Origin of the sequence: Kutzneria kofuensis (assembly GCF_014203355.1) — a bacterium.
In the GTDB taxonomy this organism is placed as follows: Bacteria; Actinomycetota; Actinomycetes; order Mycobacteriales; family Pseudonocardiaceae; genus Kutzneria; species Kutzneria kofuensis.
The window spans coordinates 324562-349607 of the sequence record NZ_JACHIR010000002.1; the positions used below are offsets into that span (position 1 = coordinate 324562).

A 25046-nucleotide genomic window follows, 5' to 3' on the forward strand; every position below is an offset into this window, starting at 1 on the left:
GGGACGCTGGGGAGGCGGGCATGTCGGCCGAGTTCGGGCTGTTGGGCGAGGTGGTCGTCGCGGTGCACGGCCAGGCGGTCGACCCCGGGCCCGCGAAGCAGCGGTGCGTGCTGGCGGCGCTGGCGATGGACGTGAACCAGCTGGTCACGGCCGATCAGCTGATCGAGCGGGTGTGGGGAACGCAGTGCCCGCCGCGGGCGCGGGCCACACTGTCGAGCTACGTCTCACGGCTGCGCGGAGTGCTGGCGGCGACGGACGCGGCGGAGCTGGTCCGGCGACCGGCGGGATACGTGCTGAACGCGGACGAGTCGCTGATCGATGTGCACCGGTTCCGGCTGCTCACGACCAGGGCGCGGTCGATGGACGACGAGAACGCGGCGGCGGCGCTGACGGAGGCGATCGGGCTGTGGCGCGGGGAGCCGCTCGCGGGACTGGACGGCGACTGGGCGAGCTTCGAGCGTGACCGGCTGCGCCAGCAGCTCCTGGCCGCCGAATGCGACCTGACGGACGTGATGCTGCGGCTCGGCCACAGCGGCAGCCTCGTCTCCGAGCTGGCGACGCGGACCACGCGTCACCGGCTGAACGAACGGATCGCGGCCCAGTACCTGCTGGCGCTCTACCGCGACGGCCGGGTGGCCGACGCGTTGGGGCACTACCAGCTGGTGCGGGCCCGGTTGATCGAGGAGCTGGGCACGGAACCCAGCGCGGCCCTGCAGAGCCTGCACCGACAGATCCTCGACCTCGACCCCGCCCTGACCGCGTCCAGGCCCGCTGCCGGCGAGATCGCCGTCATCCCCCGGCAGCTGCCGGCTCCGCCCGCCCCGTTCGTCGGCCGAGAAGCGGACATGGCCCGGCTCGACGAGGTCTTCGACACCGGGCGAGCGGTGGTGATCTCGACGCTGGCGGGCACCGGCGGCATCGGCAAGACGTGGCTCGCGTTGCATTGGGCGCACCGCCGCCTCGACCGGTTCCCGGACGGTCAGCTGTTCGTCGACCTGCGCGGCTTCGGTCCGGACGACACGCGTATGGACCCGGCGGTAGCGCTGCGCGGTTTCCTCGGCGCGCTGGGCGTGTCCCGATCGGCGGTTCCGGCCGACGCCCACGCGCAGGAGGCGATGTTCCGCAGTCTCGTGGCCGGGAAGCGGATGCTCATCGTGATCGACAACGTGGCCGACGCCGCACAGGTCACGCCGCTGCTGCCCGGCAGCAGCTCGTGCACGGTGGTGATCACCAGCCGCACGGCCCTGACCAGCCTGGTCAGTAGGCACGGCGCCCGCCATCTGTCGCTGGACGTGCTCGGCGACGCGGAGTCGTTGGCCCTGCTGACCGAGCGGCTCGGCCCCGCGCGGATCGACGCCGACAGGGACGCGGCGCTGGAGCTGGTCCGGTTCTGCACCGGGTTCCCGCTGGCGCTGGCCATCATCGCCGGCCGCGCCCTCGTCGCCGACACGGTCCCGCTGGGCAAGTTCGTCGCGGAGCTGCAGGCGACGGGCCTCGCGGCGTTGGACGACACGGATCCGGCCGGCAGCCTCGGCGCGGTGTTGTCGTGGTCGCTGCGGGCCCTCGATCCGGTGGACCGAACCGTGTTCGGGCTGCTCGGGCTCGCCCCCGGACCGGACATCGCCCTGCCCGCAGCGGCGAACCTGACCGGGCTGTCCCCCGCCGCGACCGAACACGCCCTGCGGCGGCTGGAAGACGCGTCGCTCGTGCGCCGCGACGACCACGACCGCTTCTGGATGCACGACCTGGTCCGCCGCTACGCCGTCACCCGTGCGCAGGCCGAACTCACCGAGGACGACCGCGAACGAGCCCTGCGTCGGGTGCTCGACTTCTACCTGCGCACCGCCCACGCCGGCGACCTGGTCCTGTTCCCCCATCGCGCCCCGAGTCCGCTCGGCCCGGCCGAACCGGGCAGCCACCCGCAACTGCTGGCCGACGGCGCGGCGGCGGCGGCGTGGTTCGAGGCGGAACACGAGTGCCTGCTCGACGCCCAACGACTCGCCCTTGCCCGTGGACAGCACCGGGCCGCCTGGCAGTTCGCCTGGACGATGAGCATCTTCCACCAGCTGCGCGGGCTGCACCATGATCACCTCGAGACCTGGCTGCACGCGCTTGACACGATCGAGCACCTAGCCGATCCCGTGAGCGCGATCCGAACCCACCGCAACATCGCCAACGCCTGCGCTGCCCTGGAGCGGTACGACCAGGCGGTCACCCACCTGCACGAGGCGGTCACCCTGGCCGAGAAGGAGGAGGCACACGCCGAGCTCGGCCACACCTACCTGGTGCTCTGCCGAGTCGACGAGGTGCGCCGGGACTTCCGGCAGGGCCGTGACCACGGCGAGCAGGCCCTGCACTTCTTCCGGCTCGCCGGGAACCCGGCGTGGGAGGCGACCGCGCTGAACTCGACCGGCTGGTGCGCCGCTCTCCTCGGCGACTACGACCACGCCCGGGAGTACTGCCGGACGGCCGTGGAGCTGAGCCGGCTCCACCAGTCCCCCACCGTCGAGGCCAACGCCCTCAACAGCCTGGGCTACGTCGACCACCACACCGGCCAGCACCGTTCCGCCATCGAGAACTACCGCCTGGCGCTGCGCGCCTACGGCGATTTCGGCTCCACGCACGGGCGGGCCGACACTCTCGAAGGCATCGGCCACCCGTACGCCGCCCTCGGCCAGTACGCCGAGGCTCGCGCCGCGTGGACCGAGGCCGCCGCCCTCCACGAGTCGCAGCAACGCACCGAGGACGCCGCCCGGGTCCGCCGCCACCTGCAGACGCTCCCCCGGCGGCCGGCCTCCTGACCTGGGCATTGCAGAAGTCTGCAAGGGGCGCGCAAACCCGGCCCAGCAGTGTCCCCAGGACGACCTCGCGGGGGTGAGGTCGCTCGGATCCAGGGGAGCCACCATGCCCGAACGCAAGCTCGCCGCCGCGGCGCTGACCTGCGCCGCACTCCTCACCGGATTCGTCGACGGCGCACCACGGGCGACCGTTCCCGCCGGCGAGTCCGGGCACCCGTGCCGGGGCAGCTCCGTCACCGTGGACTTCGGCACCACCGGCGGCAGCCCGTGGCGGGTGAACAGCGTGACCCTGGACCGCTTCGGGACCGGAACACCCTGCAAGTTCGGCTTCTAGGGCACCAACCCATGTCCTCGGCCGTCAAGTGCCGTCATGGCGCAGTCCGTTCATCAGGAGCGTGAGCAGACGGTCGGCCTGGGCCGAGTCATCCGGGGCGGCCCAGGCGATGGCGCCGACCATCTTCAGCACGTCGACCGCGTCCGCGGCGACGACTGCGCCCGATTCACGTGCCCGGGTCAGCAACGCGTCCCCTACCTCGAACAGCTGTGCATGCAGGTCCGACACGAGGTTGTTCTCGCGATCGAGCGCGGAGTTCATCACCGCGGCGGCGAGGCCGCGATACGTCAGGGCGTGCGTGACGGTGGCGCGCAGCCATGTCCACAGCGCGTCGAAGGCGTCGTCGGCCGCCAGCAACCCGCGTCCGAGGTCGGCCAGCTCGGTGATCTGCCCGGCCAGCACCGCCTCGATGAGATCCAGCCGCGTGGGGAAATGCCGGTACAGCGTCCCGCTGGCCACGCCCGCCCGCCGGGCGATCTCGTCCAGCGAGGCGTCCACCCCGAACTCGGCGAACGCGACGCGCGCCTCCGCCAGCAGCCGCTCGTAGTTGCGCCGGGCATCCGCCCGCATCGGCACCACACCCTTGCTAACCGGGGACACGGTCCGTTACCGTGCCCAGCTATCCGGACCACGTCTCACCTTAGCCGTGTGGGGGGCCATTCATGGCATTGACCGAGCAAGACCGGATCGACATCAACGACCTGATCAACCGGCACGGCCATCTCACCGACGCGGGCGAGCTGCACCGCGCCGGCGAGCTGTTCACCCCGGACGTCACCTACGACGTGACCGACTTCGGCCTCGGCTCGCTGCACGGGATCGAGGCGCTGCGGGAGGCCGCGGAAGCACTGGGCGACGCCAACCCGGTCGGACATCACGTCACCAACATCGTGATCACCTCGATCGACGACCACGCCGCCCGCGTCCGCTCCAAGGGCATCGGCATCAAGGCCGACGGAACCGCCGGCAGCGTCACCTACGAGGACGTCGTCACGCGCCGGCCCGACGGCTGGCGGATCAGCCACCGCAAGGTGGTCGCGAGGCGAAAGGCCGGCCCGCGCGAGGTGCTGGACCGCTTCCGCCGGGCCGCCATCGACCAGTCCGTCGAGGACATGAGCGCGCTGTACGCGGTCGACGCGGTCCACGAATTCCCGTTCACCCGGCCGGATCTGCCGTCCCGACTGGAAGGCCGGGACGAGATCGTGCGCTGGACGACCGCGGTGTGGCAGTCCACTGCGTTCAAGTACGACCGCTACCGCACCCTGGCCATCCACAACACCGACGACCCCAACACGATCGTCGTCGAGCAGGAGGCCATCGGCACCAGCGCGGCCGCCGGAGAGTTCACGCTGCCCAACATGGTCGTGCTGACCGCCCGCAACGGGCAGATCGCGCATCTGCGCGACTACGTCAACGTCCTGGCGGCCGCGGCCGCCCTGGGACGGGAGCTGTGACGGGTACGATCGCCGGCAGCAACTGATCCTCGGGGGGGAACGATGGAATTCCAGGACGTCGTGCGGCGCCGGCGCATGGTGCGCAAGTTCACCGACGAGCCGGTGGCCGAGGAGAGCATCCGCCGGATCATGAGCAACGCGCTGCGCGGGCCGTCGGCCGGATTCTCGCAGGGCCAGGCGTTTCTGGTGCTGCAGGGCGACGACGTCAAGCGGTTCAGCGACGTGGTCCAGCTCTGGACGTCGGAGACGGCCAAGGCGGCGCCGGTGGTGGTGATCCCGTTCGCCGTCAAGGACGTCTATCTCGACCGGTACGCCCAGGAGGACAAGGGCTGGACGGACCGCAGTGAGGACCACTGGCCGGTGCCGTTCTGGTACATCGACACCGGCATGGCGGTGCTGCTGATCCTGCAGACCGTGGTGGACGAGGGCCTCGGCGCCGTGTACTTCGGCATCGGCCGGGAGGACTTCGACCGGCTGCGCACGGAATTCGGGGTGCCGGCGAGCCACGAGCCGATCGGCGCGATCGCCATCGGTCACGACGCCGACGCCAAGGTCTCCGAGGGGGCCTCGCCGAACACGCGCAAGCGCAAGCCGCAGACCGAGACCGTCCACTACGGACAGTGGTGACGTCACGCGGCGTCGTGGAAGACCAGCCCCAGGGTGTGTCGGTGGCCGGAGCGGACCGCCGACACGCCGTGCCGTACCGGCGAGGCCGACCAGCCGCGTGACGACCGCACCGGGCGGTCGCGGGTGGTGAACACCAGGCCGTGTCCTTGGGGGATGAGCGTGGCGGTACCGCGCGACTGGGCCCGCGGCCGCTGCTCGACCAGCAGGAACTCGCCGCCGGTGTGGTCCTCGCCGGGCGCGTCGAGGTTGATCACGACCTGCAGCGGGAACACCTTGTCCCCGTACAGATCCCGGTGCAGCGCGTTCCAGCCGCCGGTCTCGTAGCGCAGCAGGATCGGCGTCGGCCGGGTCTGCCCGGCGTCGTGGCAGACCCGCAGCCACTCGTCCAGCGTGTCCGGCCATTCGGCGTCACGGCCCAGCCGCGCGTACCAGTCCCGCGCGATGGGCAGCAGCCGCGGGTACAGCGCCTGCCGCAACTCCTGGACGGCGTCGGGGAACGGCTCGGCGAAGTAGCGGTAGTCGCCGTTGTCGCCGAACCGGTGCCGCCGCAGGTTCACCTCCGCACGAAAGCGCTCCGGGGCCTGCCACAACGCGATGATCCTCGCGCACTCGGCCGGGGTGAGCAGCCGCGGCAGCAGCGCGCAGCCGTAGTCGTCGAGTTCGGCGGTCGCCGCCGCCCAGTCCGCCGCGGCGACGCGCTTCTCGTACTTGCCCATGCCCCGAGTCTGCCCGCCGCCCGCGACGCGGACCGGCGGAAATCGGCCATCGCGTTCCGGGGTGTCCAGTTCGGCCGTCGCCGTTCGTCCTTGGGTCACCCAGTAGCCGAGAAAGGGATCGACGATGAACGTGATGGAGCTGTACGGACGGGCCCAGGACGGGTTCGACGCGGTGCTGGCCGGCGTCGGCCCCGACCAGTGGGAAACCCCGTCGACCTGCCCGGACTGGTCGGTGCGGGACGTCGCCGGGCACGTGATCTGGGCCCAGCGCCAGCTGCGGGCGTGGGCGACCGGCGAGGAGTACGCCGACCACGCGGGCGCGCCCGGGTCACCCCGTCCCGCGGTGCTGGCCGAGGGCGACCCGCTCAAGCTGTGGCGGGAGGCGCGGGAGGAGGCGACGGCGACGCTGACCGGGGAGGCGCTGGCCAAGACGGTCGCGCTGCCGGGCGTCGGCGAGATTCCGCTGGTGGCGGTGGTGACGTTGCTGCTCACCGACACCGCCACGCACACCTGGGACATCGCCCACGCGCTCGGCGAGAAGGTGGTGCTGGATCCGGCGGTGGTGTCGGCGGCGTTCGAGTGGTCGCGGGCGAACGTGATCCGCCGGCCGGGCTTCTTCGGTCCGGAGCTCGCGCCGCCCGACGACGCCGACGAGCAGACGCGACTGCTGGCCTTCCTCGGGCGGACGGTCACGGCGTAGTCAGTCGAGGTCGCGCAGCCGGCCGGCGAGGAATCGCCGGTCGGCCGGGCTCGTGGCGAGCTCGTGGGCTCGCCGGTACGCCGCCACCGCTTCCTCCCGACGCCCGAGCCGCCGCAGCAGATCGGCCCGGGCGGCGTGCCATAGGTGGTAGCGGTCGAGACCGGCGATCTGGTCGATCAACGCCAAGCCCTCGTCAAAGGTCGTAGCCATGGCCACGGCGACCGCGTGATTCAACGCCACCACCGGCGACGGGGAGATCGCCAGCAGCTGGGCGTAGACGCCGGCGATGCCCGACCAGTCCGTCCGGTCGGGCGACGCGGCCTGGGCGTGCAGCGCCGCGATCGCGGCCTGCAGTTGGTACGGTCCCGGCCGGCCCAGGCGGAGCGCCCGATCGAGGACCCCGACGGCTTCGGCGATCTCGGCGCCGTCCCAACGGGACCGGTCCTGATCCTCCAACAGGACGACGTCACCATCGGCGTCGAAGCGGGCGGCGCTGCGCGAGTCGTGCAGCAGCAGCAACGCGACCAGGCCGAGGGCCTCGGGCTCGTCCGGCATCAGCGTGGCGACGAGCTTGCCGAGCCGAACGGCTTCGGCGCGGAGCTGGTCGTGGGCGGTGGTGTAGCCCTGGGTGAAGATCAGGTACACCACCGCCAGCACGCCGGAGAGCCGCTCCGGCAGCAGGTGGTCGGCGGGGACCCGCAGACTGATGCCGGCGTCGCGGATCTTCCGCTTGGCCCGCACCAGCCGCTGCGCCAGGGTCGCCTCGCTGACCAGGAACATCCGCGCGATCTGGCCGGCGGTCAGCCCGGCGACGGCCTGCAGGGTCAGCGCCACCCGCGCGTCCTCGGCCAGCGCCGGGTGGCAGCAGGTGAAGACCAGGCTCAGCCGCTCGTCACCCACCGCGAGAAGACTGTCCGTGCCCATGCCCGTCACCGCCTCGGGACGTTCACCCAGCTGGGCGAGCTTCTCCCGGCCGAGCCGGGCCCGCCGCAGCCGGTCGATCGCGCTGTTGCGGGCCGTGGTCAGCAGCCAGGCCACGGGGTCGTCCGGCGCCGCGTCGCCCCACTTGCCCAGCGCCGCGGCGCAGGCGTCCTGCAGTGCGTCCTCGGCGAGTTCGAAGTCGCCCAGCACGCGGATCAGGGCAGCCAGCATCCGGGCCCGGTGCTCCCGGTAGACCTGCTGCAGGACGGTCCCGGCGGTCATTCCGGCCGGTGGTCCAGGCCCGGCACGGCGACGATCGGCCGCACCTCGATCGAGCCCTGTTCGGCCATCGGGCACAGCGCGGCCAGCTCCAACGCCTCGTCCAGGTCACGGCAGTCGAGCACGTAGGCGCCGCCGAGGTGCTCGTGGGTCTCGGCGAACGGACCGTCGGTGATCAGCGTCTTGCCGTCGCGGACGCTCACCGTGGTGGCCGTGTGCTCGCGCTGCAGCGGATGCCCGGAGACGAACACGCCGCGCCGCCGGCACTCCTCGGCGAAGGCGTTCACCCGGGCCAGGGCCTCGGGGAACTCGGGGTCGCCCGGCTCGGGCCGCACGCAGTTGTAGATCAGCAGCATGTACTGCACAGGTCCTCCACTCCCGGTCGGTCTCCCAGGATGACGAACGAGCCGACCGTATCTCGACAGCGCCGCGGAAATTCGGTGGTGACCGTCCGTTAGTACGCACTAGCGTACTAACCATGCCGAAGCTACTCGCCCTCTCCGTGCTGACGGCCCTGCTCACCGGAGCAACGCCGTGCCCGGCCGATCCGGCGCTGGTCACCACCACCGACGGCCCCGTCCACGGCACGGTCGGCGCGGATTACCGCTCGTTCCAAGGAATCCCCTACGCGGCGCCGCCGGTCGGCGCGTTACGGTGGCGGCCACCGGCCCCGGTCCAGCCGTGGACGCAGCCGAGAGACGCCACGAAACCCGGCAACGCCTGCCCGCAAGCGCCCGGCGAGCCCCGGACCGACGAGGACTGCCTCTATCTCGACGTCACCACGCCCCGGCACGACACCGGCCGCCTGCCCGTGATGGTGTGGATCCACGGCGGCAGCTTCATCGCCGGCGCGGGTACCGACATCGACGCCCGCAGCTTCGCCGACAAGGCGCACGCGATCGTCGTGACGATCAACTACCGGCTCGGGGTCCTCGGCTTCCTCGCCCATCCCGCGCTGGACGCCGAATCCGGCGACCAGTCCGGCGACTACGGCATCCAGGACCAGCAGGCGGCGCTGCGCTGGGTCAAGGCGAACGCGGCCGCCTTCGGCGGCGACCCGGGCAACGTCACACTGTTCGGCCAGTCGGCCGGCGGCGCCAGCGTCTGCATGAACCTGGCCTCCCCCGGCGCGGCCGGCCTGTTCGAGCGGGCCATCACCGAAAGCGGCGGTTGCGTGGCGCCGCAACCCGACAAGACCATCGCCGAGCGCAACGGTGCCGCGCTGGCGACCCAACTCGGCTGCACCGATCTGGATTGCTTGCGCGGCAAGACCCCCGAGCAGCTGTTGGCCGCCGCGAACGCGATTCCGTACAGCCCGACCTACAGCTGGCATCCGGTGTGGGGCGGCTCCGTCATCCCGGTCAAGCCGGCGGTCGCGTTCTACAATGGACAGTTCAACCGGGTTCCGTTGCTGGTCAGCAGCAATCGCGACGAGTCGACGATCCTGATCGCCCAGCAGTACCCGAACGGCATCACCGAGCAGCAGTACGAGCAGCTGCAGGCCACTGTCTTCAAGGCCGACGCCGCCCAGGTTCTCGCCCACTACCCCGGCGGCGACAACCCCACGCTCGCGTTCGCCCGCTCGACCACCGACTGGTTCTTCAGCTGCACGTCGCTGGCCACCGACCAGTTCGCCTCGGGATTCGTGCCCACCTACGCCGACGAGTTCGCCGACGAAACCGCCCCGGGGGACCCGTATCCGCTCTACCCGCTCGGCGCTTACCACGGCTCCGAACTGCAATACCTGTTCGGCGGCACGCTTTCCCCGGCGCAGCAGGCCCTGGCCGACCGCATGATCGGCTACTGGTCACGGTTCGCGTGGACCGGCGACCCGAACGGGCCGGGCCTGCCGACCTGGCCCCGATTCCACCCGGGCGACCGGATCGTGCCGGCCTTCGCACCGGGCCGGTCCATGACCGTCGACCTCGGCACCGAGCACCAGTGCGACTTCTGGAACGGCCTGGCCCGCCAGGGCGGCTGACCTCAGCGCTTCGCCAGCCGGTCGACGCCCCCGGACCACGGCAGCTCGTCCTCGAAGTCGCACGCCGCGACCGCCGGCACCCCGGCGTCCCACGACCGCCGCAGCAGCTCGGCCGTCACCCGCACGATGGCCCGCTGGGCCGGCTCCTCGTCGGCGTAGAGCTCGACGATGGTCGGCCAGAGCAGGAAGTCGTCGTCGGGATCCACGTACTCGACGGCCGAGCGCTCGCGGCGCCACTGCTGCGCCCACGGACCGGTCGCGTTCTGATTGGACCGCTTCTCCACGTCCACGCCCGGCGCCGACGGCAGCTTCGCCGGCGCCGGGCCCTTCAGGAAGACCTTGCAGTACGTGTAGTCCACACCGGTCAGTTTCGCACCACGGGGGCAACGCCCCGTCAGCGCTGTCGCTTCGTCCAGATGTCGTAGGCCACCGCCGCGAGCAGCACCAGCCCCTTCACCAGCATCACCTGCTCGCTGGGCGCGCCGATGAGCGACATGCCGTTGTTGATCACGGCCATGATCAGGCCGCCGGTGATCGCGCCGACCACCTTGCCCACACCGCCCTGCACCGCCGCGCCACCGATGAAGGCCGCCGCGATGGCGTCCAGCTCGAACGAGGTGCCCGCGGTCGGCCCGGCCTGGTTGAGCCGGCCGGCGAAGATCACCCCGGCCAGCGCCGACAGCACGCCCATGTTGACGAAGATCCAGAACACCACCGACTTCACCTTGACGCCGGACAGCGTGGCGGCCTGCAGGTTGCCGCCGATGGCGTAGATGCGCCGGCCGAACACCGCCCGCGTGGTCAGCAGCGAGTAGAACAGCACCAGCGCGGCCAGCAGCACCAGCACCCACGGGATGTTCTTGAACCGCGCCAGCTGCACCACCACCGCCAGCACCACGACCCCGGCGCCGCCGATCTTGAGCAGGAACACCGGCAGCGGGTCGACCTCCTGTCGGTACTGCAGCCGTCCCCGCCGGGCCCGCCACTGCGAGAGGGCGATCCCGGCGACCACGAGCACACCCACCAGCAGGCTCACCAGGTCCGCGCCGCCGAGCGGGCCGAGGCCGATGTTGCCCAGGTAGCCGTCGGTGAAGCCGTTGGACAGGGTGCGGATCGGGTCCGGGAACGGGCCGATGCCCTGGTTTCCCAGCACGGTCAGGGTGAGGGCGCGGAACACCAGCATGCCGGCCAGCGTCACGATGAACGCCGGGATGCCGAAGTACGCGATCCAGTAGCCCTGCCAGGCCCCGATCACCGCCCCGACCACCAGCGTGATCAGCAGCGCCAGCAGCCACGGCACGTGCAGGTTGACCATCAGCACCGCGGACACCGCGCCGGTCACCGCGACCACCGAGCCGGCCGACAGGTCGATGTGCCCGGCGATGATGATCAGGATCATGCCGATCGCCAGGATCAGCACGTACGAGTTCTGCACGATGATGTTGGAGATGTTCTCCGGCTGCAGCATCGTGCCGCCGGTGAGCACCGTGAACAGCACGACGATCAGCACGAACGCCACGTAGATGCCGCTCTGCCGCGGGTTGAACGAGAACCTGCGCGGCGCTCGGTCGATCTTGCCGGAGATCCGCTCCGCCTCGACGGTGCTGCTCATGGGTGCTGCTCCTGGTTCCTGGTCATGTGCTGCATCAGGCGTTCCTGGGTGGCCTGCGCGCGGCTCACCTCGCCGGTGATCCGGCCGGCCGCCAGCGTGTAGACCCGGTCGCACAGGCCGATCAGCTCGGGCAGCTCCGAGGAGATGACCAGCACGGCCTTGCCCTCGTCGGCCAGCCGGTTGATGATCGAGTAGATCTCGTACTTGGCGCCGACGTCGATGCCGCGGGTCGGCTCGTCGAGGATCAGCACGTCCGGATCCGTGAAGATCCACTTGGACAGCACGACCTTCTGCTGGTTGCCGCCGGACAGCGTGCCCACCGCCGTGCTCACGGTGGGCACCTTGATGTTCATGCTGCGCCGGAACCGGCCGGCGACGCGGTACTCCTCGTTCTCGTTGACCCAGCCGCGGCGGGCCAGCCGGGACAGGCCCGCCGCGGAGATGTTGCGCTTGACGTCCTCGATCAGGTTGAGGCCGTAGCGCTTGCGGTCCTCGGTGACGTAGGCGATGCCGTTGGCGATGGCCTCCCGCACCGACCGGACCTCGATGGGTTTCCCGTCCTTGACCAGGCGGCCGGAGATGTTGCGGCCGTAGGACCGGCCGAACACGCTCATCGCGAGCTCCGTCCGACCGGCCCCCATCAGGCCGGCCAGACCCACGATCTCGCCGCGCCGCAGCACCAGGTTGGCCCGGTCCACCACCACGTGGTCGTGCCGGGTCGGGCTGTGCACCGTCCAGTCCTCGATGCGCAGCGCCTCCGTGCCGATCTTCGGTTCGTGCGGCGGGAAGCGGTGTTCCAGGTCGCGGCCGACCATGCCGGCGATGATCCGGTCCTCGGTGACGTTGTCGGTGCGCACGTCCATGGTCTCGATCGTCCGGCCGTCCCGCAGGATGGTGATCGAGTCCGCGATGGCCATGATCTCGTTGAGCTTGTGCGAGACGATCACCGAGGTCACCCCGTCCGCGCGCAGCCCCCGCAGCAGGTCGAGCAGGTGCGCGGAGTCGTCCGCGCCCAGCGCCGCGGTCGGCTCGTCCAGGATCAGCAGCTTGACCTCCTTGGACAGCGCCTTGGCGATCTCCACCAGCTGCTGCTTGCCCACGCCGAGCTCGCCGACCGGCGTGACCGCCGGCTCCCGCAGCCCCACCCGGTCCAGCAGCTCGGCCGCCCGGGCGTTGGTGCGGTTCCAGTCGATCAGCCCGCCGGCGGCCTGCTCGTTGCCGAGGAAGATGTTCTCGGCGATCGACAGCTGCGGGCACAGCGCCAGTTCCTGGTGGATGATCACGATGCCGCGGTGCTCGCTGTCCCGGATGCCGCCGAACTCGCAGCGCTGCCCGTCGAAGGTGATCTCACCGTCGTAGGACCCGTGCGGGTACACGCCGGAGAGCACCTTCATCAGCGTGGACTTGCCGGCGCCGTTCTCGCCGCAGATCGCGTGGATCTCGCCGCGGCGCACGGCCAGGCTCACGTCGGCCAGCGCCCGCACGCCCGGGAACGACTTGCCGATCCCGTCCATGGTCAGGATGAACTCGGTCATGGCGATTACTTCAGCTGGGAGGCGGTGTAGTAGCCGGAGTCCACGAGCGCCTTCTGGTAGTTGTCCTTGGTGACGATCACCGGCTGGAGCAGGTAGGACGGCACGACCTTGTTGTGATTGTTGTAGTCCTTGGTGTTGTTCACCGGCGGCTTGCCACCGGTCAGCACCGCCTGCGCCATGTCGACGGCGGTCTTGGCCAGCTGGCGGGTGTCCTTGAAGATCGTGGAGTACTGCTCGCCCGCGATGATCGACTTCACCGACGCCACCTCGGCGTCCTGGCCCGTGACCACCGGGTAGGGCTGGCCGGCGGTGCCGTAGCCGTTGCTCTTGAGCGCGGACAGGATGCCGATGGACAGCCCGTCGTACGGCGAGAGCACGCCGGCGACCTTGGTGGTGGCGTTGTAGGTCTTGGTGAGCAGGTCCTCCATCCGCCGCTGCGCCGTCGCCGGGTCCCAGCGCAGGATGGCACACGGGCCGAAGTCGGTCTGGCCGCTCTTGACCACCAGCGTGCCCTTGTCCAGGTACGGCTTGAGCACGGACATCGCGCCGTTGAAGAAGTACGAGGAGTTGTTGTCGTCGGGGGACCCGGCGAACAGCTCGATGTTGAACGGCCCCGTCACGCTCGGGTCGTCGCTGCCGTCGGCCTTCTTCAGCTTCAGCCCGGTCAGCAGCGAGGTGGCCTGCTCCACGCCGACCTGGAAGTTGTCGAAGGTGGCGTAGTAGTCCACGTTCGGCGTGTTGAGCAGCAGCCGGTCGTAGGAGATCACCGGGATGTGCCGGTCGGCGGCGTCCTGCAGCTGGGTGGTCAGCGCGGTGCCGTCGATGGAGGCGACGATCAGCGCCTTGGCGCCCTTGGTGATCTGGTTCTCGATCTGGTTGGCCTGCGTCGGGATGTCGTTCTCGGCGTACTGCAGGTCGACCTTGTAGCCGAGCTTCTCCAGCGCGCTCTTGATGTTGTCGCCGTCGTGGATCCAGCGCTCGGACGACTTGGTCGGCATGGTCACGCCGACCAGCGCGCCGGCGTTGGAGCCGGGCGTCGGGGCCTGGTCGACGGTCTTGACGGCGGAACCGCACGCGGTCAGCGCCGCGCCCAGCGTGAGGGCGACGCCGACCGCCGCCCAACGGGGAAATCCCATGTTCACTCCTCAGAATCCCTGTGCGAGCCGGTAGTAGGCCTGGTTCCAGCGGACGCGGTCGCCGAAGTCGGGGCCGGTGGTGTTCTGGTCGATGACCAGCAGTTCGGTGTTGAGCATGTGGCCGAAGTCCCGCAACGTGTCCGCGCCCACGGCCTGGGTCAGCACGGTGTGGTGCGGGCCGCCGGCCATGAGCCACGCCTCGGCCGACTCGGCCAGTGACGGCGCGGGCCGCCAGACCGCGCGGGCGACCGGCAGGTTCGGCAGCGGCTCGTCGGGCGCCACCACCTCGACCTCGTTGGCCACGAAGCGGAAGCGGTCGCCGATGTCGACGAGGCCGATCACCACCGCCGGTCCGGCCGCGGCGTCGAACACCAGCCGCACCGGGTCCTCGCGGCCGCCGATCCCCAGCGGGTGGATCTCGCACGACGGGCGGTCGGCGGCGATGGTCGGGCAGACCTCCAGCATGTGCGCACCGAGGATCTTCGGCTCCCCCGGCCCGAAGTGGTAGGTGTAGTCCTCCATGAACGACGAGCCGAGCCCGGTGCCGCGGCCCATCGCCTTGATCGCCGCCAGCAGCGTCGCGGTCTTCCAGTCGCCCTCGCCGCCGAAGCCGTAGCCGTCGGCCATCAGCCGCTGCACCGCGATGCCCGGCAGCTGCCGCAGCCCGCCGAGGTCCTCGAAGTTGGTGGTGAACGCGCCGAAGCCGCCCTCGGACAGGAACTGCCGCAAGCCGACCTCGATGCGGGCGGCGTAGCGCAGGGACTCGCGCCGGTCGCCGGTCAGGTCGGGGCTCACCTTGTAGGACGCCACGTAGTCGGCCACCACCTCGTCGACGGCGCTGTCCGAGGCCGAATCCACGTACTCGACGAGGTCGTTGACGCCGTAGGTGTTGACCGAGACGCCGAACCGCAGCTCGGCCTCGACCTTGTCGCCCTCGGTCACGGCGACGTCCCGCATGTTGTCGCCGAACCGGGCCAGCCGCAGGGAGCGCAGGTGCGCCAGGCCGATCGCGGCCCGCGTCCAGTCCTCGACCCGGCCGAGCAGCCGGGCGTCGGTGGCGTGCCCGGCGACGGTCTTGCGGGCCACGCCCAGGCGCGTCTGCACGAACCCGAACTCCCGGTCGCCGTGCGCGGCCTGGTTGAGGTTCATGAAGTCCATGTCGATGGTCGCCCACGGCAGCTCCCGGTTGAGCTGGGTGTGCAGGTGCAGCAGCGGCTTGCGCAGCGCGTCCAGGCCGGTGATCCACATCTTGGCCGGCGAGAACGTGTGCATCCACGCGATCACGCCGACGCAGTCGGGATCCCCGTTGGCCTCCACCATCATCCGGCGGATCGCGGCGGCGTCGGTGAGCACCGGCTTGCCGACGATCTCCGCCGGGATCCGGCCGGACGCGGTGAGCAGCTGCTGCACCTGCTCGGACTGGCCGGCGACCTGGCGCAGCGTCTGTTCGCCGTAGAGGTGCTGGCTGCCGGTGAGGAACCACAGCTTGGGTTTGCTGGCACTCATGGCCGCGATCTCCTGGGATGTCTTCGTCATGGGGTCAGCGCTGCCCGTAGACGTTCTGGTAGCGGTCGTGGAGCCGGTCGATGTCCTCGCGGCGCAGCGCGGGCAGCTGGCCGAGCTGGTGTGCGATGTGGACGGTCCGGGCGACGTCCTCGACCATCACGGCCGCCTTGACCGCGGCGCGGGCGTCCTTGCCGACGGTGAACGGGCCGTGGTTGCGCATCAACACGGCCGGCGAGCGGCTGGCCCGCAGGGTGTCCACGATGCCCTTGCCGATCGAGTCGTCGCCGATCAGCGCGAACGGTCCGACCGGGATCTCGCCGCCGAACTCGTCGGCGATCATCGTCAGCACGCAGGGAATCGGCTCGCCCCGGGCGGCCCAGGCCGTCGCGTACGTGGAGTGGGTGTGCACGACCCCGCCGACCTCGGGCATGTGCCGGTAGACGTAGGCGTGCGCCGCGGTGTCCGATGACGGCGCGAGCTCCCCCTCGACCAGCTCGCCGTGCAGGTCCGTGACGACCATGCTGTGCTCGGTGAGCTCGTCGTAGGACACCCCGGACGGCTTGATCACCATCAGGTCCCGGTCCGGCACCCGCGCGGACACGTTGCCGGCCGTCCAGATCACCAGGCCGTTGCGGGTGAGCTCGCCGTGCAGGTCGGCGACCGTGCGGCGCAGTCGCTGGACGGTGTCGCGCACCTCGGCGCTGACGGTCATTGCTGCTCCTTCGCCTTGCGCCTGCGCCGCTTCAGCCGGCGCATGACCTCGTTGGCACCCCGGCCGAAGTGGTCGTGCAGGGTGAGGTAGTCGGTGAACAGTTCCTCGTAGCCCGAGACGTTGGTCGGGATCGGCAGGTACACGTCGCGCTCCACCGAGCCCATGGCGGCGGCCGCGGCGCGGATGTCGGGGTAGGCCCCGGCGGCGACCGCGGCGTGGATGGCCGAGCCCAGCGCCGGCCCGTTGGCCGAGCCGATGACGGACAGCGGCATGTCGAGCACGTCGGCGTAGATCTGCATCAGCAGCGGGTTGCGGATCAGGCCGCCGGCCACGACGAACTCGGTCACCGGCACGCCGGCGTCGATGAACGTGTCGATGATCATCCGGGTGCCGAAGGCGGTGGCCTCCAGCAGCGCGCGGTAGGTGTCCTCGGCGCGGGTGGCGAGCGTCTGCCCGACGATCAGGCCGGACAGCTCGTGGTCGACGAGCACCGAGCGGTTGCCGCTGTGCCAGTCCAGGGCCAGCAGGCCGTGCTCGCCGACCCGCTGCCGCGCGGCCAGTTCCGTCAGCAGCTCGTGGACGGAGATACCGCGTTCCCTGGCCGTCTCGTGGTACTCGGGCGGGACGCCGTGGTGGGTGAACCAGCCGAAGATGTCGCCGACGCCGCTCTGCCCGGCCTCGTAGCCCCACAGGCCCGGCACGATGCCGCCCTCGACGACGCCGCACATGCCCGGCACCTCGCGCAGCTCGGCGCCGTTCATCACGTGACAGGTCGAGGTGCCCATGATCGCGACCATCTGCCCGGGTTCGACCGCCTGCGCGGCGGGCGCGGTCACGTGCGCGTCGACGTTGCCGACGGCGACCGCGATGCCCTGCGGGAGGCCGGTCCACTCGGCCGCCTGCGCCGAGAGCGTGCCGGCGGCGTCGCCCAGCTGTCCCAACGGGTGCGCCAGCTTGTCCACCACGAAGCTCTCGAAGGCGGGGTTGAGCTCGCGCAGGTAGTCGGGGCTCGGGTAGGCGCCGTCCTGGTGGATTCCCTTGTAGCCGGCGGTGCAGGCGTTGCGGACGTAGTTTCCGGTGAGCTGCCAGACGATCCAGTCGGCCGCCTCGACGAAGCGCCACATCGCGGCGTACACCGCGGGGGCTTCCTCCAGGATCTGCAGCCCCTTGGCGAACTCCCACTCCGACGAGATCAGGCCGCCGTAGCGGGGCAGCCACTTCTCGCCCCGGTTGCGGGCCAGGTCGGTGATCCGGTCGGCCTGCCCCTGGGCGGAATGGTGCTTCCACAGCTTGACGTAGGCGTGCGGCTCGGCTCGGAACTCGTCGAGCTCGCACAGGGGCGTGCCGTCGGCGGTGACCGGGATCATCGTGCACGCGGTGAAGTCCGTGCCGATGCCGATCACGTCTTCCGGCTTGGCGTTGGCGGCCTTGAGGGCGTTCGGGACCGCGTGCCGCAGCACGTCGACGTAGTCCGACGGGACCTGCAGCGCCCAGTCCGGCGGCAGCGTCCGCCCGGTCGACGGCAGCGTTTCCTCGACGACCGCGTGCGGATACTCGAAGACCGCGCTGCCCAGTTCGGCGCCGTCACGGACCCGCACGACCACGGCCCGGCCGGACAGCGTGCCGAAGTCGACGCCGACCACGAGGCTGTCTGTTAGCGCTAACACATCAGTCACGGCTCTTTCCTTCTCGGGGGCTTGATCAGCGCGAACGGGCGATCAGCCGCTGCAGGGCGATGAACACGAACAACAGGGCGCCGATCACGATCCGGGTCCACCAGGAGCTGAGCGTGCCGTCGAAGGTGATCAGGGTCTGGATGATGCCGAGCACCAGCACGCCGAGCACCGTGCCCAGCACGTAGCCGGAGCCGCCGGTGAGGATCGTGCCGCCGATCACCACCGCCGCGATCGCGTCCAACTCCATGCCCACCGCGCCCAGCGGGTCGGCGGACAGCGTGTAGAACGCGATCAGGATGCCGCCCAGCGCCGAGCACAGGCCGCTGATCGTGTAGACGGCGACCTTGGTCCTGGCCACGGTCAGGCCCATCAGCAGGGCCGACCGCTCGCTGCCGCCGACGGCGTACACCGTGCGGCCGAAGCGGGTGAAGTGCAGGACGTACCCGGCGATCGCCACCACGACCAGCGCGATCACCACGCTCGGCGACACGTGCAGGCCACCGCCCAGCGAGATCGGCGTCTGCGCCATGGCGGTGTACGTGCCGTCGGTGATGGAGATCGACTCGGTGCTGATCGTGTAACACAGGCCCCGGGCCAGGAACATGCCCGCCAGCGTGACGATGAACGGCTGGATCTCGAAGTAGTGGATCACCAGCCCCATCGCCAGGCCCAGCACCGCGCCGATGGCCAGCACGAACGGGATCACCGCGAACGCCGGCCAGCCCTTGTGCTGCAACAGGTCGGCGGAGACCATTGTGGACAGTGCGGCGACCGAGCCGACCGAGAGGTCGATGCCGCCGGTGAGGATGACGAATGTCGCCCCGACCGCGACCACCAGCAGGAAGGCGTGGTCGATGAAGATGTCCAGCACCACCTGGCCGTTGCCGAACGCCGGGTACCGCACGGCGCCGAAGCCGTACGCGCCGATCAACAGCGCCAACGCCGCCAGCACCGGCAGGTAGCGCCGCTGCGGCACGAACCGTGTGGACAGGGCGGTCATGACGCCACCTCGACCTTCTCCGTCTCCACGGTCACGGCCGGCGGCTGCGGCCGCCGTCGGCGCCGGACCAGTTTCGCCCGGAACGCCGGCGACTGCACCAGGCACACGATCGTCACCACAACCGCCTTGAACAACAGGGTTTCCTGGGACGGGATGCCGAGCGCGTAGACCGTGGTGGTCAGCGTCTGGATGAGCAGCGCGCCGATCACCGTGCCGCCCAGGGAGAACCGGCCGCCGGTCAGCTGCGTGCCGCCGATCACCACCGCCAGGATCGCGTCCAGCTCGATCCACAGGCCGGCGTTGTTGCCGTCGGCTCCGGTCACGTTGGAGCTGATGATCAGGCCGGCGATGCCGGCGCACAACCCGCTGAACACGTAGCAGAGCCAGATCAGCCGGCCCGAGCGCAGGCCGGACAGCCGGCTCGCCTCCGGGTTGCCGCCGACCGACTCCAGCAGCATGCCGAGCGCGGAGCGCCGGACCACCAGCGAGGTCAGCGCGTACACCGCCATCGCGATCAGGAACGACAGCGGCAGCGTGAGCAGGTAGCTGCCGGCGATCGCCAGGTACGGGCCGGACGACACGGTGACGATCTGGCCGCCGGTGATCAGCTGCGCCAGCCCGCGGCCGGCCACCATCAGGATCAGCGTGGCCACGATCGGCTGGATCTTCAGGCCGGCCACCAGCCAGCCGTTCCACGCGCCCAGCACCAGGCACAGGCCGAGCGCCAGCGCCACCGCGACCACCACGCTGGTGCTGCCCAGTTGCACGCACGCCATCCCGCCGCTGACCGCCACCACCGCGCCGACCGACAGGTCGATGCCCCGGGTGGCGACCACCAGCGTCATGCCGACCGCGATCAGGATCAGCGGCGAGCCGTTGCGCAGGATGTCGATCAGGTTGCCGTACAGGTGGCCGTCACGGATCTCGATGGCGAAGAACCGCGGCGACACCACCAGATTGCCCAGCAGCAGCGCGATCAGCGCGGCCGCCGGCCAGAACAGCCGGTGCCTGGTCATGCCGCACCCCCGTCCGCGATGGTCGACATGATCTCCTCCGGGGTGAGCCCGTCGTTGGTCAGCTGGGCGACGACCTGCCGGTCCCGCAGCACCGCGACATGATGGCTCAGCCGCAGCACCTCCTCCAGCTCGGCGGAGATGAACAGCACCGCCATGCCGTCCTCCGACAGCGTCGCGACCAGCTTCTGGATCTCCGCCTTGGCGCCGATGTCGATGCCGCGGGTGGGCTCGTCCAGGATCAGCAGCCGCGGCTCGGTGGCCAGCCACCGGGCCAGCAGCACCTTCTGCTGGTTCCCGCCGGACAACGTGCCGACCACCGCCTCGGGATCGGCCGGCCGGATGTCCAGCGCCTCGATGTAGCGGGCGGCCAGCTCCAGCTGCCGCCGCCGGGAGATCGGCCGCAGCCAGCCGCGGCCGGCCTGCATCGCCAGCGCGATGTTCTCCCGGATGGTCAGCTCCGCGATCAGGCCCTCGGTCTTGCGGTTCTCCGAGCAGAACCCGATACGGTGGCTCATCGCCGCGCGCGGGGACCGCAGGTGCGCCCGCTGCCCGTCGATGTCGACCGTGCCGCCGTCGGCGTGGTCCGCGCCGAACAGCAGTCGGGCCAGCTCGGTCCGGCCGGAGCCGAGCAGTCCGGCCAGCCCGACCACCTCGCCCTGGCGGATGGCCATCGAGAACGGCTCGATGCCTCCGGTGCGAGCCAGTCCCTCGGCCGCGACCAGCACCGGCCGCTGCTCGACGGACGTCGACCGCTCGGACACCTCCAACTCGTCCAGCGCGGCCAGTTCCTTGCCGATCATCTTCGTCACCAGCTCGACCGGGGTGATCTCCGCGGTGACGTACTCGCCGACGAGCTTTCCGTTGCGCAGCACGGTCATCCGGTCGGCGATCGCGAACACCTGGTCGATGAAGTGGGACACGAACAGGATGGCCATGCCGTCCGCGCGCAACGCTCGCAGCACGGTCATCAGCTGCTCGACCTCCTTGGCGTCGAGACTGGAGGTCGGCTCGTCGAGCACCAGCACGCGAGCCGACACGTCCAGTGCCCGGGCGATCGCGACCATCTGCTGCACCGCGATCGACTGGGTCGACAACTCGGCCGACACGTCGATGTCCAGATCGAGCCGGGCCAGCAGCTCCTCGGCGCGCCTGCGCATCCGGGACCACTGGATCCGGCCGAACCGCCGCGGCTCCCGGCCGATGAAGATGTTCTCCGCCACCGACAGGTTCGGGCAGAGGTTCACCTCCTGGTAGACCGTGCTGACGCCGGCCTGCTGGGCCTGGTCCGGACCGCCGAAGGCGACCGCCGCGCCGGACAGCTCGATCGAGCCGTCGTCGACGCCCTCGACCCCGGTCAGCACCTTGATCAGGGTCGACTTGCCGGCGCCGTTCTCCCCCATCAAGGCGTGCACCTCGCCGGGGAACAGCCGGAAATCCACGCCGTCGAGCGCGGTGACGCCGGGGAACCGCTTGCGGATTCCGGTCATCCGAAGGATCTCGCGGGGCTGGGTCATGACGTGCCGTTCTCCGGTCAGTACTGGCGGCTTGGCAGCGCGGCCTTGGCGGCAGCCTGGTCGAACGCGGTCTCCTTGGTCAGGATCCGGTTCGGCACGCTCTCACCGGCGGCGACCTTCTTGACCAGGTCCATCAGCTGCGGGCCGAGCAGCGGGTTGCACTCGACCACGTAGTTGAACTTGCCGTCGGCCAGCGCCTGCAGCCCGTCGTGGGTGCCGTCGACCGTGACGATCTTGATGTCCTTGCCGGGGGTCAGGCCGGCGGCCTTGATCGCGTCCAGCGCGCCGAGGCCCATGTCGTCGTTCTGCGCGAACAGCACGTCGATCTTGCTCTGCGACTTGAGGAAGGACTCCATCACCTGCTTGCCCTGGGCGCGGGTGAAGTCACCGTCCTGGGACGCGACGACCTTGAACTTCGGGTCGGCCTTGATCACGTCGTTGAAGCCCTTGGACCGGTCGTTGGCCGGGGCCGAGCCCGTGGTGCCCTCCAGCACGGCGATGTTCACCGGGCCGGTGGCCGACGCGTACTCCTTGGCCACCCAGTCGCCGGCTTCCTTGCCCTCGTTGACGAAGTCGGAGCCGAGGAAGCTCTTGTACAGCGAGGAATCCTGCGAGTCGATGGCCCGGTCGGTCAGGATCACCGGGATGTTCGCCGTCTTCGCCTCCTTCAGCACGGTGTCCCAGCCCGTCTCCACCACCGGCGAGAAGGCGATCACGTTCACGTGCTGCTGGATGTACGAGCGGATGGCCTGGATCTGGTTGGCCTGCTTCTGCTGCGCGTCCGAGAACTTCAGCGTGATGCCGGCCGACTTGGCCGAGTCCTGAATGGACTTGGTGTTGGCCGTCCGCCAGCCGCTCTCGGCGCCCACCTGGGCGAAGCCCAGCGTCACGGTCCCGTTGCCGGAGGCCGCCGACCCACCGCCGCCGCCGCAGCCGGTCAGCATGGTCAGGCCGAGTCCGCCGGCCACCAGTATCAGGGCAACTCTGCTACGCACCACGGTCACTCCTCGATCAGCGTTGATCTGTGCTGTTAGCGTTAACACAACAGGAATGCAGAGCCGGGGGTCGAGGCTCGGGAGGCCTGAACCCTCGGCCTCGGAGTCAAGGGCCGACGGCCGAAGCTCCGAAGAGTGGATTGGTCTGGTCCAGCGACGGGCTGAACGCCTTACCGGGGGCCGGTGCTCTCGCGGACGATCAGCTCCGGGGTGATCAGATGCCGGGCGCCGCGGTCCTCGTCGCGTAGTCGTGCCAGCAGCAACTCGAACGCCTGCCTTCCTACCTCGATGAAGTCCTGGCGGACGGTGGTCAGGGGCGGGCTGAAGTAGGCGGACTCGGGGACATCGTCGAAGCCGACCACGTGCACGTCCCGAGGAACCGAGACGCCGGCTTCGGCGAAGGCCCGGAGCATGCCCAGGGCCATCTGGTCGTTGGCGACGAAAACGGCGGTGACGCCGCGCTCGGTCACCAGGGCGCGACCGGCCTCGTAGCCGGAGCGGGGGCTCCAGTCGCCACGGAGCATGCGCGGCGGCTCGATGTCCCGCGCCTCCAACGTTTCCCGCCAGCCCAGTTCCCGGTCCCTGGCCTCCAGCCAGTCGGACGGACCGGCGATGTGCCACACGGTGCGGTGGCCCAACGCCAACAGGTGCTCGGTGGCCCGCCGCGCGCCGTCGTACTGGTCGACGGTGACGACCGGAACCGGGGCGGACTCGGCGGCGCCGACGGCGACCAGGGGCACGTCGCGCGGCACGACCTCCAGAGCGTGACCGGCCGACACGTGCGGCGCGATCACCAGGATGCCCTCGACGGCCTGCCGGCGCAGGATCTCGACGGCGTCCGAAATGGACTGCAGTTGCGGGCGGCTGACGCTGGAGATGGTGATCGCGTAGCCGGCCTCACGCGCGGCGTGCTCGATGCCGTACAGCATGCTCGCCGGACCGAACAGCGTGGAGTCGAGCGCCACCACGCCGAGCGTCTCGGACTTGCCGGTGGCCAGCGTCCGCGCCGCGGAGTTGGGCCGGTAGTCCAGTTCCTCGATCGCGGCCTGCACCCGGGCGCGGGTCTCGGGTCGGACCGGCCCGGTGCCGTTGATGACCCGGGACACCGTCATGTGCGACACGCCCGCGAGCTCGGCGACGTCCGTCAGGCTGGCCTGGCGCACAGCCTGCGCGCCGCCCCTGCGACCGTCCTCGGAGATCCGTGCCACTTAGGTCAGCTCCCGTCGTGCCGTTGAGGTGGACAGTGTTAGCGATAACAGCGGCGTGGTCAATGGCGTGAACGTAACGGTTCGGCATTCAGCCGATATTGCGGGCCACATAAGGATTTTCGAACACACCGTCGGGGTCCAGCCGTGCCCTCAGGTCACGGAAGTCCGCCAGCATCGGCCAGGCCTCGTCGGTCGGGCGGTGGTGGAACACCTTGCCCCAGTGCGCCCGGACGCCGAACGGCGCCAGCCGCTCCTCGATCAGCGGCAGCAGCGCCTCGACCTCGGATCGCCGTTGGTACCACGTGAAATGCAGCGCGATCCGGTCGCCGCCCTGCGCCGGGCTCAGCCACAGGTCGTCGGCGGCGATCGCGCGGATCTCCGAGCACATCACCAGCGGCGCGATCCGGTCGCCGAGCCCGCGCAGCGCCTCGAACGCCGCCGCGGCATGCCGATACGGCACGAAGTACTCGGACTGGAGCTCGTCCCCGACGCTCGGCGTGAAGCCGAGCTTGAAGTGCGGCAACCGTTCGTGCCACGGCCCGGGAACACCGAGCTGCTCGGTGCAGTTGTCGGCGGGCAGGCCGGCCGCGTGCGCGGGATGCCTCGGCCCGTCGGCGGGCGTCGCGCCGAACAGCTCGGTTCGCGACTCGCCGACGGTCTTCAGCCAGGCCAGGTCGACGGCGTCGTTGGCCCAGTTGGTGAAGAGGCTGACGCTGTATGCGGCATCCTCGATCTCGTCCACATGCTCGAACAACGCGTCCCACGGCAACGCGTCGAAGACGTTCTGCCGCACCTCGAACGCCGGCACGAGGTCGAGCGTCATGCGCGTGACGACGCCGAGCGCGCCGACGTTCACCACCACGCCGGGGAAGTCCTTGTCCCCCTTGGCAAAGCTGTGCAGCTCGCCGTCGGCCGTCACGAGGTCCAGCGCCGACACCGCCGACGCGAGTCCCTGGTTGCGCCGGCCGGAGCCGTGGGTGCCGGTCGCGACGCTGCCGGCGATGGTGCAGTGCGGCAGCGACGCCAGGTTCGGCAGCGCGAATCCGCGGGCATGGAGGACGGGGGCGAGTTCGCCGTAGCGCGTCGCCCCGCTCACCGTGACCGTCGCGGCCGCGGTGTCGAACTCGATCGGCGCCTCGACGCCGCCGATGTCGATCTGCACGCCGCCGTCGAAGTCAGCGATGTCGTTGAAGCAGTGCCGGGTGCCGAGCGTCTTGATCCTCGGCGCGGCCGCGACCATCTCGCGCACCTCGTCCACCGTGCGCGGGCGGAGGATCCGATCCGCCTTGTAGACGAGGTTGCCGGCCCAGTTCACTGCTTCCATTT

General features: G+C 70.5%; 23 protein-coding genes. 6 read left to right on the forward strand and 17 right to left on the reverse strand.

The features are described from left to right. Positions 1-20: 20 nt before the first annotated feature. Both BJ998_RS40555 and BJ998_RS40560 read left to right on the forward strand, forming a co-directional pair. Positions 21-2801 (forward strand): AfsR/SARP family transcriptional regulator, encoded by a 2781-nt coding sequence (locus BJ998_RS40555; RefSeq protein WP_184869441.1) that lies wholly within the window; start codon positions 21-23, stop codon positions 2799-2801. A gap of 103 nt (positions 2802-2904) precedes the next feature. Continuing rightward, positions 2905-3132 (forward strand): hypothetical protein, encoded by a 228-nt coding sequence (locus BJ998_RS40560; RefSeq protein ID WP_184869442.1) that lies wholly within the window; start codon positions 2905-2907, stop codon positions 3130-3132. A gap of 24 nt (positions 3133-3156) precedes the next feature. Here BJ998_RS40560 and BJ998_RS40565 read toward each other — a convergent pair whose 3' ends face one another. Further along, positions 3157-3732, reverse strand: a complete 576-nt coding sequence (locus BJ998_RS40565) for a TetR/AcrR family transcriptional regulator (RefSeq protein ID WP_312890625.1) — start codon at positions 3730-3732, stop codon at positions 3157-3159. A gap of 62 nt (positions 3733-3794) precedes the next feature. On the opposite strand from BJ998_RS40565, the gene BJ998_RS46855 reads away from it, so the two are divergent. Further along, positions 3795-4586, forward strand: coding sequence for a nuclear transport factor 2 family protein (locus tag BJ998_RS46855; protein ID WP_221339545.1), 792 nt, complete (start codon positions 3795-3797; stop codon positions 4584-4586). A 42-nt stretch (positions 4587-4628) separates the two neighbouring features. Beyond that, positions 4629-5213 (forward strand): nitroreductase family protein, encoded by a 585-nt coding sequence (locus BJ998_RS40580; RefSeq protein WP_184869443.1) that lies wholly within the window; start codon positions 4629-4631, stop codon positions 5211-5213. Positions 5214-5215: 2 nt separating this feature from the next. Here BJ998_RS40580 and BJ998_RS40585 read toward each other — a convergent pair whose 3' ends face one another. Continuing rightward, positions 5216-5929: a 2OG-Fe(II) oxygenase gene (locus tag BJ998_RS40585; protein WP_184869444.1), complete on the reverse strand. Its 714-nt coding sequence runs from the start codon at positions 5927-5929 to the stop codon at positions 5216-5218. A gap of 124 nt (positions 5930-6053) precedes the next feature. Between BJ998_RS40585 and BJ998_RS40590 the strand changes: the two genes are divergently transcribed. After that, positions 6054-6629: a TIGR03086 family metal-binding protein gene (locus BJ998_RS40590; RefSeq protein ID WP_184869445.1), complete on the forward strand. Its 576-nt coding sequence runs from the start codon at positions 6054-6056 to the stop codon at positions 6627-6629. Here BJ998_RS40590 and BJ998_RS40595 read toward each other — a convergent pair whose 3' ends face one another. Continuing rightward, the gene (locus tag BJ998_RS40595) at positions 6630-7832 is read right to left on the reverse strand and encodes an RNA polymerase sigma factor (RefSeq protein WP_184869446.1); all 1203 of its coding nucleotides are present in this window, start codon (positions 7830-7832) and stop codon (positions 6630-6632) included. It abuts the gene before it with no gap. Next, positions 7829-8194, reverse strand: a complete 366-nt coding sequence (locus tag BJ998_RS40600; protein WP_184869447.1) for a YciI family protein — start codon at positions 8192-8194, stop codon at positions 7829-7831. Before BJ998_RS40600 ends, BJ998_RS40595 begins: the two co-directional genes overlap by 4 nt. 113 nt (positions 8195-8307) lie before the next feature. Between BJ998_RS40600 and BJ998_RS40605 the strand changes: the two genes are divergently transcribed. Further along, the gene (locus BJ998_RS40605; protein WP_184869448.1) at positions 8308-9810 is read left to right on the forward strand and encodes a carboxylesterase/lipase family protein; all 1503 of its coding nucleotides are present in this window, start codon (positions 8308-8310) and stop codon (positions 9808-9810) included. Between the two features lie 2 nt (positions 9811-9812). Here BJ998_RS40605 and BJ998_RS40610 read toward each other — a convergent pair whose 3' ends face one another. From BJ998_RS40610 to BJ998_RS40670, 13 genes are all read right to left on the reverse strand, one after another. Then, positions 9813-10169: a hypothetical protein gene (locus BJ998_RS40610; RefSeq protein WP_184869449.1), complete on the reverse strand. Its 357-nt coding sequence runs from the start codon at positions 10167-10169 to the stop codon at positions 9813-9815. Positions 10170-10204: 35 nt separating this feature from the next. Next, complete coding sequence (gene mmsB / locus BJ998_RS40615) at positions 10205-11422, reverse strand: multiple monosaccharide ABC transporter permease (RefSeq protein WP_184869450.1); 1218 nt, start codon at positions 11420-11422, stop codon at positions 10205-10207. Beyond that, a complete protein-coding gene (gene mmsA / locus BJ998_RS40620) occupies positions 11419-12957 on the reverse strand; it encodes a multiple monosaccharide ABC transporter ATP-binding protein (protein ID WP_184869451.1) in 1539 nt (512 codons plus the stop codon). The genes mmsB and mmsA overlap by 4 nt, the downstream gene beginning before the upstream one ends. 5 nt (positions 12958-12962) lie before the next feature. Then, the gene (chvE, locus tag BJ998_RS40625) at positions 12963-14093 is read right to left on the reverse strand and encodes a multiple monosaccharide ABC transporter substrate-binding protein (protein ID WP_184869452.1); all 1131 of its coding nucleotides are present in this window, start codon (positions 14091-14093) and stop codon (positions 12963-12965) included. Positions 14094-14102: 9 nt separating this feature from the next. Next, positions 14103-15629 (reverse strand): L-arabinose isomerase, encoded by a 1527-nt coding sequence (araA, locus tag BJ998_RS40630; protein ID WP_246489995.1) that lies wholly within the window; start codon positions 15627-15629, stop codon positions 14103-14105. Positions 15630-15633: 4 nt separating this feature from the next. Beyond that, positions 15634-16311, reverse strand: a complete 678-nt coding sequence (locus BJ998_RS40635; protein ID WP_184869453.1) for an L-ribulose-5-phosphate 4-epimerase — start codon at positions 16309-16311, stop codon at positions 15634-15636. Next, the gene (gene araB / locus BJ998_RS40640) at positions 16308-17987 is read right to left on the reverse strand and encodes a ribulokinase (protein WP_312890626.1); all 1680 of its coding nucleotides are present in this window, start codon (positions 17985-17987) and stop codon (positions 16308-16310) included. The genes BJ998_RS40635 and araB overlap by 4 nt, the downstream gene beginning before the upstream one ends. Before the next feature lie 25 nt (positions 17988-18012). Next, positions 18013-18987 carry a galactofuranose ABC transporter, permease protein YjfF gene (yjfF, locus tag BJ998_RS40645; RefSeq protein WP_184869454.1) on the reverse strand — a complete coding sequence of 325 codons (975 nt, stop codon included), beginning with the start codon at positions 18985-18987 and terminating at the stop codon, positions 18013-18015. After that, positions 18984-20003: an ABC transporter permease gene (locus tag BJ998_RS40650; protein WP_184869455.1), complete on the reverse strand. Its 1020-nt coding sequence runs from the start codon at positions 20001-20003 to the stop codon at positions 18984-18986. Before BJ998_RS40650 ends, yjfF begins: the two co-directional genes overlap by 4 nt. Then, positions 20000-21517: a sugar ABC transporter ATP-binding protein gene (locus tag BJ998_RS40655; protein WP_184869456.1), complete on the reverse strand. Its 1518-nt coding sequence runs from the start codon at positions 21515-21517 to the stop codon at positions 20000-20002. Before BJ998_RS40655 ends, BJ998_RS40650 begins: the two co-directional genes overlap by 4 nt. A 17-nt stretch (positions 21518-21534) precedes the next feature. Continuing rightward, positions 21535-22461, reverse strand: coding sequence for an ABC transporter substrate-binding protein (locus tag BJ998_RS40660; protein ID WP_184869769.1), 927 nt, complete (start codon positions 22459-22461; stop codon positions 21535-21537). 221 nt (positions 22462-22682) lie between these two features. Continuing rightward, on the reverse strand, positions 22683-23720 hold the full coding sequence (locus tag BJ998_RS40665; protein ID WP_312890627.1) for a LacI family DNA-binding transcriptional regulator: 1038 nt from the start codon (positions 23718-23720) through the stop codon (positions 22683-22685). A gap of 88 nt (positions 23721-23808) precedes the next feature. Next, entirely contained in the window at positions 23809-25044 is a 1236-nt protein-coding gene (locus BJ998_RS40670) for an FAD-binding protein (RefSeq protein ID WP_184869457.1), read from the reverse strand. Positions 25045-25046 lie beyond the last annotated feature (2 nt).